Origin of the sequence: Brachyspira hyodysenteriae ATCC 27164 (genome assembly GCF_001676785.2) — a bacterium.
GTDB lineage: Bacteria > Spirochaetota > Brachyspiria > Brachyspirales > Brachyspiraceae > Brachyspira > Brachyspira hyodysenteriae.
The window spans coordinates 1,205,174-1,216,002 of record NZ_CP015910.2; the positions used below are offsets into that span (position 1 = coordinate 1,205,174).

The 10,829-nt window shown below is 24.8% G+C and carries 7 protein-coding genes; 3 read left to right on the top strand and 4 right to left on the bottom strand.

Features of this window, described 5'->3' with window-relative positions; all coding sequences use genetic code 11:
• Positions 1-44: 44 nt before the first annotated feature.
• From BHYOB78_RS05420 to BHYOB78_RS05435, 4 genes are all read right to left on the bottom strand, one after another.
• Positions 45-1,199, bottom strand: a complete 1,155-nt coding sequence (locus BHYOB78_RS05420; protein WP_012669795.1) for a cyclic nucleotide-binding domain-containing protein — start codon at positions 1,197-1,199, stop codon at positions 45-47.
• Between the two features lie 33 nt (positions 1,200-1,232).
• Positions 1,233-2,393 (bottom strand): cyclic nucleotide-binding domain-containing protein, encoded by a 1,161-nt coding sequence (locus BHYOB78_RS05425; RefSeq protein WP_012669796.1) that lies wholly within the window; start codon positions 2,391-2,393, stop codon positions 1,233-1,235.
• A gap of 71 nt (positions 2,394-2,464) precedes the next feature.
• Complete coding sequence (locus tag BHYOB78_RS05430) at positions 2,465-3,631, bottom strand: cyclic nucleotide-binding domain-containing protein (protein WP_012669797.1); 1,167 nt, start codon at positions 3,629-3,631, stop codon at positions 2,465-2,467.
• Between the two features lie 108 nt (positions 3,632-3,739).
• Complete coding sequence (locus tag BHYOB78_RS05435; protein ID WP_012669798.1) at positions 3,740-4,927, bottom strand: cyclic nucleotide-binding domain-containing protein; 1,188 nt, start codon at positions 4,925-4,927, stop codon at positions 3,740-3,742.
• Positions 4,928-5,235: 308 nt separating this feature from the next.
• On the opposite strand from BHYOB78_RS05435, the gene tyrS reads away from it, so the two are divergent.
• From tyrS to BHYOB78_RS05450, 3 genes are read left to right on the top strand one after another with little or no spacing between them, the layout of a single operon-like run.
• Positions 5,236-6,432 (top strand): tyrosine--tRNA ligase, encoded by a 1,197-nt coding sequence (gene tyrS / locus BHYOB78_RS05440; RefSeq protein ID WP_012669799.1) that lies wholly within the window; start codon positions 5,236-5,238, stop codon positions 6,430-6,432.
• 27 nt (positions 6,433-6,459) lie between these two features.
• Entirely contained in the window at positions 6,460-9,402 is a 2,943-nt protein-coding gene (locus tag BHYOB78_RS05445) for an LPS-assembly protein LptD (protein WP_038369801.1), read from the top strand.
• Positions 9,403-9,435: 33 nt separating this feature from the next.
• Entirely contained in the window at positions 9,436-10,818 is a 1,383-nt protein-coding gene (locus tag BHYOB78_RS05450; RefSeq protein WP_020063438.1) for an ankyrin repeat domain-containing protein, read from the top strand.
• Positions 10,819-10,829 lie beyond the last annotated feature (11 nt).

Sequence of the window (10,829 nt, forward strand, 5' to 3'; positions counted from 1 at the left end):
TAGACGAATTATACTATATATAATAATTATGTCAACAAAAAAGATTACATTATATAGTTTTCATATTCTTTGAAAAAATTTGCATAATTATGTACTATAATGTTTTGTGAATTATCTATTCTTATATGTTTAATTTGTCTTAAAACTTGAAGTACATTATCATTTGTTTCTTCTATGTTTAGAATATTTTTTATATCATCTATAGAATAGTATAATCGTACATTTTTATTTTTTTCAAATAGAGTATCCATTTTGATAAATGAATATATTAGTATTATTAATTTTTCATTTAATTCTTTTGCAGATAATGCTTTAATCTTTAATATTATGTTATTAATTTTTGCTGCTGTAGCTTTTATATAACTATTAATGAATTTATTATCTTTATTTATAATATTTTCAATAAGGTCTTTTTCTATGATTTCTATTATAGAATCCTCTAATACTACGGCAGTTGTAAAAAGGGGTTTATAGTCCAAAACAGGTTTATAATAATTTATAATATAATTAGATGAGTAAATTGATCTTACTACAGCTTTAGAGTCTATTATACTATAAATACCTACTTTTCCTGATCTTATTATATATGCGTAACTGCTAGGTTCTATTTCTGTATACAAACAATATCCTTTTTTTACACTGTAAACGTTTTCTTCTATACATGTTGGTTTTGCTATTGGTCTTGTATTTATGATTAGTTTCTTGGCTTCATTTATATGAATATCATCTTTAAATAATTTTATACATCCATTACATATTTTATAGCTTGCATCTGTAAAGCCTCTATTTTTATAAATATTTGCCATTGTTACTATATCTTCTTTATTGTATAAATTAACTTTATTGTTTGTAATTAATGAATAGTATTTACTAAGCCAAGTTTCAAATATTGAAGACAAATAATTTGATATTTTATCTATAAGTTTATAATTATCTATTTTTGATAAATCTTGTACATATATTTTTAGTACTTCTATATCTTCAAGACTTTCTATTGTAGAGTAATATGGTTCATTTATTATAGAGGAGATAAGTCCTATAATATCTCCTTCTTTATAATGTATATCATAATTTTGGTAAAATACATTATGGGCTATAACTTTTCCTTTTAATATTATATAAAAATAGTCCTTGGCTTCTTCTTTATAATTAAAAATTATTGTTGATTTTTTTATTGTTATTTTATTATATTGTTCCATAGTACATTTTCTATTAAAATATTTTTTTATTTTTTATATAGTGTAACTTTCATATTCTTTAAAATATTTATCTGAATCTGTTACTATAATATTATCAAAACTATCAAATTCTAAATAATCTATATCTTTTAGAGTTTCCTGTATATCATTAACATCTATATCATCATGAATCATATTTTTTATATCTTTTATAGTATAATATAGTTTTATATATTTTATTTCAGAAAATAAAGTTTCTATTTTCAGAATAGAATATATTAAAACTATCAATTTATCTTTTAATTCAGTTTTTTTTATGGATTTAATTTTTAATATTGTACTTATAACTTTCATAGCAGTCATTTTGAATATTTTGAATCTTAATTCAGCATTATTATATACCATTTTTATTAATTCTTCTTTTGTAATAATATCTATAATAGAATCTTCTAAAACTACAGCAGTTGTAAATAAGGTTTTATACTCAAGATTTGGAGCATATGCATCTATAATGCATTGTTCAGGATATATCATTCTAGTAATATAATCAGAATCCGCTATATTATATATTCCGACTTTTCCAGATTTTATATAATAAATACGATTAGTAGCTTCTAATTCAGTATATATACAATATCCTTTATACATTTTATAAGAATTATTTTCTATACATTCCGGTTCTTTTGATTTAGTTAAGGTTTTCATGAAATTTTTTACATTATTAAAATGATCAATATCATAATAATCGTTGAATAAGTTTATATATGATAAGCATAATTTATAACTTGCATCAATAAATCCGTTTTCCTTATATATAGATGCCATAGTTAAGATATCTTCTTTATTATATAAATCTACTTTGTTTCTTATTATTAAGCTATAATATTTACCGAGCCAGATTTCTAATATAGATGATAAATGATTAGATATTCTATTTATCAAATGTTTATTATTAATTCTATTTATATTTTCTATTTTTATTTCCCATAATTCTGTATCTTCTATTGTTTCTATAGTTGAATAATAAGGTTCTTCTGTTATAGATGCTATTAAACCTACAATATGTCCCATTTTATATTTAGAAGAAGTATCATAAAAATCATTATTAACGACAACACTACCTTTTGAAATTATATAAAAACAATCTTTGGCATTTTGGGAATATTTTAATATAACACTACCTTTTTTATATTTTACTAATCTATATTTTTCCATAGATATATATTCTTTAATATTATTTACTTAAAAATTATAATACTTAGAAAAATTATGTCAACAAGAAAAGGTTATATTATATAATTTTTATATTTTTTAAAATAATTTTCGATGTTTGTTATTTTGATATTGGAGTTACTATCTAATTCTACATATTGTATATTTTTCAATTCATTACATATTTCTTTATTATCAGCATCGATATTAAGCATATTTTTTATATCTTCTATAGTATACAATAATGTTAATTTTGTGATATCTTTATTATACAAAGTTTCCATTTTAAGTACAGAATATATAATAATTATTAATTTAGTACTTAATTCATCTTTTTTCATAGCTTTAACTTTTAAAACGGCATTATTTACTTTAATTGCTACCATTTTTATGAAATTAATTCTTAATGATTTATTATTATATATCATATCTATTAATTGATTTTTAGTCATTATATTTATAATAGAATCTTCAAGTACTATAGCTGTTGTTAATAATGGCTGATACTCTAGTGTAGGATTATATCCGTTTATAATATACCCATCTGTATAAATATTTCTAACTATCTGTTTTGAATTAACTATACTATATATTCCAACTTTACCGGATTGTATTATATATATATTATCGCTTGAATATATTTCCGTATATATGCAATATCCTTTTGGGAATTTATATATATTATTTTCTATATGTTCTAATTCTTTAGTATATTTTATATTTTCTATGTCATTTATGAATTTTTTGACTTTAGTTATATCATTGCTTTCAGGAAAAAGTTCAATATATTTTAAACATAATTTATAACTTGCATCTATATATCCATTATTTTTATAAATATTTGCCATAGTTATAGTATCATCTTTATTATACAAATCTACTTTATTTACAGCTAATATAGTATAATATTTGCTTAGCCAAGTTTCCAATATGAAATATAAATAGTTATACATTTTTATAAGCAGATTTTCATCTTTTATATTTATAATGCTTTCAATGTTTATTTTTATAAGCTCTGAAGTTTCTTCTACTTCTACTGTTGAAAAATATGGTTCTTCTATGATAGCTGATATTAATCCTATTATGCTTCCTTTTACATTTTTATGTTTATATTCTTTGTAAAAGTCATAATATGATGTAGCTTTACCATCCATTAATATGTAAAAATATTTGGGAGGATTTTCACCGGATTTAATAATAATGTCATTTTTATTGAAGTTTACTGTATCATATTTATCCATAAAAATCCTATTATTTTTGATAACTAATATAAATCAAGACCGTTTATTATATTATAAAATAGTATTATGTCAATATTTTACTTTTAAAAATGCTTGTATATAATAAAATTACTGTGATATATTTGGATTGGAATTTCTTTTTCTATACATATCATACTCTTTGAAAAAGCTTTGTATATTTGGTATTATTATTTTTTCATTACTAGAGAATAATATTACTTTTACTTTATTTATTTCTGATTTTATATAATTAACATTTTCTATACCAACCATACTGCATATATCATGAGCAGTGTATGGCAGTTCTAAAAAATCTATGTTTTTATCAAAAAGCAATTCTGTTTTAATAAATGAGTATACCATATTATAAAATTTTCCTATAGGGTTTTTTATGGTAATACTGTAGCTTTTTATTATAGTATTATATGTTCTTCTTGCCATTATATTAACAAGATGATATTGCAATTTAGTATTATTAGATGCTAGTCTTAAAAAATCTTCTTTATTTATAACTTGTAATATTGTATCTTCTAGTACTATACAAGTTGTAAGTAATAGTTTGTTTCCTAATATTGGTTTATATCCTATAATATTTCCGCTTTTAAATATTATTCTGGTAATAATTTTTCCGTCAAATACACTGTATACACCAACTTTTCCATCTCTTATTACATATAGCTCTGTATTGTTTTCAAATTCAGAAAATATACATGTGCCGTTTTTATATTCATATAGATTATAACTTATTTCCAAAGGAGGTTTTATATTGTAATTGCTTTCTATATCATGTATTTTTTCATTTATTTCTGTATGATCTTCATTAGGGAAAATTTCTATTATTTTTTTATACATATAAAGAGCAGTAGATTTATATCCATTATCATTATAAATATTTGCTATTTCAAGTGCATTATTTTCTTTATAGCTTCCAATATTTAAAGATTCAGACAATTTATAAAAATATTTACCCAACCATATTTCCATAAATTTTATTAAATACTTATATATTTTTTCTATTATCTTTGTATCTTCTATATTGTATATATCTTTAACATGTATTTCTACTAACTGTACATCTGTTGCTGCTATTGCTGTTGAATAATAAGGTTCTGAAAGTATAGCAGAAACCATACCTATTATATCTCCAGCTACAAATTCAAAATTAGTATTTTCTATAACATAATTTTTCTCTACTATTGTACCTTCTTTGATTATATAAAATACTTCTCTTGCATTTTCTCCAGCAACAAATATTGCAGAATCTTTTTTAAATTCAATTATATTAAAATCAATCATAATTAATATCCATAATTTTATATATAGATATTATACTTTATAATTGGCATATAACAAGATATTAATTATTTTTATTAATAAAATAATTAATGATATTATAGTGTAATAATGATTACTAGTATACTAACTTTACTTTATAAATTATTAATTTATATTAAAAAAATAAGTATTTTATACAATATTATATTTGTATACTTAACATAATCAAAATTCTTTATTTGACTTTAATTGAAATTTACATTATTATTAATATCCTACTATAATTATATTTTTGTTATAATAATTTTTTTATTAAAGGGATATTAAAAATGGAAGATAAAAAATACAGTGTTGAAGAATCTATAGAATTAATTACAAGAGGAATCAGCGAAGTTATTGGATTAGATGAAATAAAAGAAAAATTAAAAAGCGGAAAACAATTAACTGTAAAAGCAGGATTCGATCCTACAGCACCTGATATACATTTAGGTCATACTGTACTTTTAAGAAAAATGAGACATTTTCAATTATTGGGTCATAAAGTAATATTCTTGATAGGGGACTTTACCGGAAGAATAGGGGATCCTTCAGGAAAAACTAAAACCAGACCAAGACTTACATTAGAAGATGTTTTGAAAAATGCAGAAACCTATAAGCAGCAGGTTTTTAAAATATTAGATCCTGAAAAAACAATAGTAGAGTTTAATTCTAAATGGCTTGAAAAAATGAGTTTTGCAGATGTATTAGGATTAACTTCAAGATATACAGTGGCACAGATGATAGAGAGAGATGATTTTTCTAAAAGATATAAAAACGGACAGCCTATTAGTATTATGGAATTTTTATATCCTCTGGCACAAGGATACGATTCTGTTGCTTTAGAATGCGATGTTGAGCTTGGAGGTAATGATCAGAAATTTAATTTGCTTGTTGGAAGAACTTTAATGAAGGAATACGGATTATCTCCTCAGGCAGTTATTACTGTACCATTGTTAGAAGGTTTAGATGGTGTTGAGAAGATGAGTAAATCTTTAGGAAATTATATTGGTATATATGACAGTGCTAAAGATATGTATGGTAAGGCAATGAGTATACCAGATAGTTTAATATCAAAGTATATGGAACTTCTTACAGATATACCTATAGATGATATAAAAAATTATGTTAAAGCTATGGAAAATGGAGAAAATCCTAGAAACATAAAAGGAATATTGGCAAAAGAGATAGTAAAAATATATCATGGAGAAGAAGAGGCTTTGAATGCTGAAGAAGAGTTTAAAAGAATATTTAGCTCTAAAGGACTTCCAGATGAAATAGAAGAAGTTACTATCAATAAAGATGAGAATATTTTGAATGTATTAGCTACATGTATGTCATCAGAAAGTAAGTCAAATTTAAAAAGACTTGTTTCTCAAGGCAGCGTAACATTAGATAATGAAAAGATAAATGATATAAACGCATTGGTTTCAAAAGAGGGTATTTTAAAAGTAGGTAAACGCAATTTCTTTAAAATTAAATTTTCTTAAATTAATTATTGAGTTTTAGAGGATATAATGCGAATCTTTATCTTGTTATTATTTACATTGATTTTTAATGTATGTTTATATGCTCAGGATACTAATGTAAATAATACAGCAGCAACAAATAATACTACTGCAGCAACCAATAATGTAGGCGAAAGTGCAATAATGCAGATAAATAGATTTGATGCTAAAAGAAATCCTGTATCATTTATTAATTTAGTTAATTTTACACCATATTATGTATTGCAGGAATATGCTAGGGTTAATAATATAGAAATTTATCCCTATGATACTGAAAGTACATTAAGAGCAAGAATCATTGAAAGACAAGTAAATATAAAACAGGAAGTTATTAATAATAAAGATGAAATACGCGAAGTAGCAAGAACAACTATAAATAGAGGCGGTGCTCAGGTAGAACTTATAGGTGCAGATTTTGCTGAAAGATATACCATAGATGAAGCAGGTGAAGAGCTTATATCATTATATGGTAATGTTACCATGAAAATGTATAATAATACATTAGTTGCTGATAAGGTTGTTTATAGCTTAAAAACAGGAGAAGTTTTTGCTTCAGGAAATTTAACTGTAGCATCTGAAGGAAGTACTTTCAAAGGTGAATGGTTTATGCTTAATAGAGAAAGTAAAAGAGGCATACTATTCGGCGGAAATACGAAATTCATGAGTTTTACAGTTGAAGGGCGTATAATTAAATTTAATGACCAAGATTTTTTTGCTGAAAACAGCAGTGTGAGTTTTTCACGTCTTACTCCTATAGCGCATGATTTTTTAGCGAGCAGAGTTTATCTTTGGGATACTAAAAAGATGATGGTTTTCAATAGTATCTATAGGGTAGGAAGACAGCCTGTATTTTATTTTCCATTATTTATACAGAATAATTTTGGTACTGGTATAATATCTTCTTTTGGGCAGTCTTTGAGAGAAGGTGTTTATATTCAAAATTATAAGATATTTAATTTATATGGTGTGCAGCATAAGATAAGATTCGATGCCTATCAGAAATTAGGTTTTTTATTAGGAGATGAAATAAGGTATACAAGTCAGTATCAGGATTTAGCACTTGATGCTATGTTTGCTTTTGGAAGGCAGTATTATTTATTTGATTCCTATATTACTTCAAGTGTAGGATTTGGTACAAGGTATGTTAACTATTTTGGATCAGGTGAAGGCGGAAAGTTTGTACCAAGATATAAATTTCAATATGATCATACCATTCAATTATATAATAGCCAAAATATAAATAGTTATATTACAGGAAAGTTAAATTTAAATAGCGACTTATATTTCAGATCTGATTTTTACAATCAAAGAGGACAGTTTGATATATTAACATTTTTTACATCACTTACAGGAAATTTGCAGGACATAGGAGATTCTTATCCTGAAAATTATATTGAAAATTCTGTTTATCTTAATAATAATATTTACGGACTTAATTTAAAAGTTGGTGCAGAATGGGATTTAGAATCTGTTAGAAATATATCGGTTGATGTTAATACTAATTTCGACTATTATATGCCTAAACCATATAAACTTGTACTTCCTTCTGTAGAAGCTAGTTACAATTCTATATTTGGAAATGAGACATCTTATTACTTTCCAAATCTTAACATTAACTATAATTTAAGAGCTAATTATAATCATACTATAAATTATAAGACTTCTGAAGGTATTGCTTTTTATAACAATCCTATGCTTGACTCACAATTAAATGATAAACTTGCTGAAAGAGATAATCTTAATTTACATGGTGATATATCAAGAGCTTTTACTAATGATTTTTTAAGATTTGTACCTAGCTTTAATATGGAATACTCATATCAAAATAGTATAGATCCTAAAGCAGAAGATTTGATTTATGATAAAGATAATACTTACTTTGGTATAGGCACAGGAATGAATTTTTCTATGTTTTTACCTTACAGTATATTGCCATATGATTTCACAAGATATTTTGAACCTACTGTTAGATGGGATACAACATATACATTGGGATATAGATTTAAAGAAAAATACATTGATACAGATTATAAAGATTCTCAATTCGGTGAATTTAATAATCATAGCTTTACAACTAGATTTTCTATGGGCGGAACCGGATACAGCTTATTTTATTTGCCTGATTTGAATCTCAATATGGAAACATTTATAACTACAGGTTATGATTTTATACCTAGTTATAATTCAGAAACAAGAACTTATCAAGTTGAATTTTCTACAAATAAAATGCTTACAACTGAAGTAGGTGCTTCAGCAAGACTTTTATATAATCAATCTTATGTTTCTTATGATATAACTAGAAATTTATTAGGAACTAATTTAACAGCAAATAGAATAAATGCATATTTTCACTTTCCTATACCTTTAGGTAAAATTACAGATTGGATTTTAATAAAAAACAATAAAAGACCTTTCTTTGATGGTATAGTTAATGATTTTAATTTATATTTTGGTTTTGCCTTTACTCATGATTTTATAAATTATAGATATAATACTACCGCATTTACATTTGGTATAGAGCTTCAGGTTTTGGAACAATGGAAATTTAGAATAGCAACTACTAGTGCAAATGAGAATGCATATAGATATATAAAATCTTATGCAGAAAAAGAAAATCAAACTTGGGTTAATCCTTTTTGGGATATCATAAATTCATTCAATTTCTCTGACAGTAAAAAAAGAACTGAAAGTTTATTTAAATTAAAATCTATAGAAGCTAGTGTTTGGCATGAATTAGACGGATGGCAGATTCAGGCTACATTTGCTGTAAGACCTTCTACTCTCCCTTCTGATATTACTTCAGGTTCAGTAAAAGGAGTTTATTGGAACAAGGAGTTTTGGATTGAATTTACTCTTACAGACTTTCCTAATGTTGGATTGCCTAAGAAAGAATATAATCTTAATAGTACTATTACCGATTTACAAGATAGTGCTGCTGTTACTACTCCATGATTATATTAGTATTTTTATAGAGAGTTATTTTTTATGAAAAAAATTTTTATTATTATGTTATATTTCAGTGTATTTCTATTTGCTGAAGATTTTACTGAGATATTAACTAATGAAGTATCAGAAGAAAATTTAATTGTAAGCTATGAAAGTATATATGATGCTATAGATAATTATGATGCTGAATATATAAGAACAGCTATAAGTAATGGAAATATAAATATCAATTCAAAACTGCCTGATGATTACACAAATAATTTAGGAGGAGCTACTCCTTTACTTTATTCTATATATAAAAATGCCGGGGAAATAACTGAAATATTAATAGAGAATGGAGCTAATTTAAAAGCCAGAGATTTTAAAACTTGGAATAGTATTATGTATGCTGCTGCTTTCTCTGACTTGAATACTATATCATTACTTGCTGAAAAAGACAGTACTTTGCTTGATACTAAGACAGAGTTTAATGTAACGCCTTTACATATAGCTTGCGATTATAATAATCTTGAAACAGTAATGTATTTATGCACTAATTCTAATATTGATATTAATGCAAGAGATATAGACGGTTGGACTGCTCTTTATCATGCGGCGCATTCTAAAAGTATGGAAACTTATAATTTGCTCATTATATTAGGAGCAGATACTAATATTGCGGATAATAATAATGTGCTTCCTGAGACTGTGCTTACTAGGAAAATTGAAGATGAAGTTAATGAATTAAGAGATATTGATATTGAATTATTTAAAGCTATAGAAAAAGATGATTATAGAAACATTAGAGCTTTAATAAATAGAGGTGCTAATATTAATGCTAAAGATGGTTATGGATTAAGTGCTTTACATTTGGCCATAAAAAATAATAGTTTTAAATCTGTTGATGTTCTTCTTGCAAATAAAAATATTGATTTAGAATCTAAACTTCCTGAAGGTTATTTCACTCATTTAGGAGATGATTCTACTGATGCTGTTTATATAGGTAAGGCAACTCCTCTGATATATGCTATATTTAAAAGTAAAGGCGATTCGAGAATATTTAATGAGCTTATGAAAAAAGGTGCAAATGTAAATGCTACTGATGAAGAAGGTTGGACTACTTTTTTATATGCTGCTGCTTTTGGAAATACTTCTATGCTGAGAAGTATTGCATATAAAAATAGAAAACTTGTTAATTCTAAAACTAAAAATAATGTAACTCCTTTGCATATGGCTGTTGTTTATGACAATATAGATAATATAAAATATTTAGTTAGAAATTTAAAAGTTGATATTAATGCTAAAGATGATGATGGATGGACTGCTCTTTATTATGCTGCCGCCAACAACAAAAAAGAAGCGTATAAATTGCTTTTAAGATTGGGTGCTGACAAGGATATAGCCAATAATGAAGGATTAAAGCCTGCCGATGTTTTACGATAAATTATAGATTT

What these genes read in the sequence shown, in the direction of transcription:
- BHYOB78_RS05445 (WP_038369801.1), top strand. Translation starts at nt 6,460, where the DNA reads ATGCGAATCTTTATCTTGTTATTATTTACATTGATTTTTAATGTATGT.
- BHYOB78_RS05450 (WP_020063438.1), top strand. Translation starts at nt 9,436, where the DNA reads ATGAAAAAAATTTTTATTATTATGTTATATTTCAGTGTATTTCTATTT.
- BHYOB78_RS05425 (WP_012669796.1), bottom strand. Translation starts at nt 2,393, where the DNA reads ATGGAAAAATATAGATTAGTAAAATATAAAAAAGGTAGTGTTATATTA.
- BHYOB78_RS05435 (WP_012669798.1), bottom strand. Translation starts at nt 4,927, where the DNA reads ATGATTGATTTTAATATAATTGAATTTAAAAAAGATTCTGCAATATTT.
- BHYOB78_RS05420 (WP_012669795.1), bottom strand. Translation starts at nt 1,199, where the DNA reads ATGGAACAATATAATAAAATAACAATAAAAAAATCAACAATAATTTTT.
- BHYOB78_RS05430 (WP_012669797.1), bottom strand. Translation starts at nt 3,631, where the DNA reads ATGGATAAATATGATACAGTAAACTTCAATAAAAATGACATTATTATT.
- tyrS (WP_012669799.1), top strand. Translation starts at nt 5,236, where the DNA reads ATGGAAGATAAAAAATACAGTGTTGAAGAATCTATAGAATTAATTACA.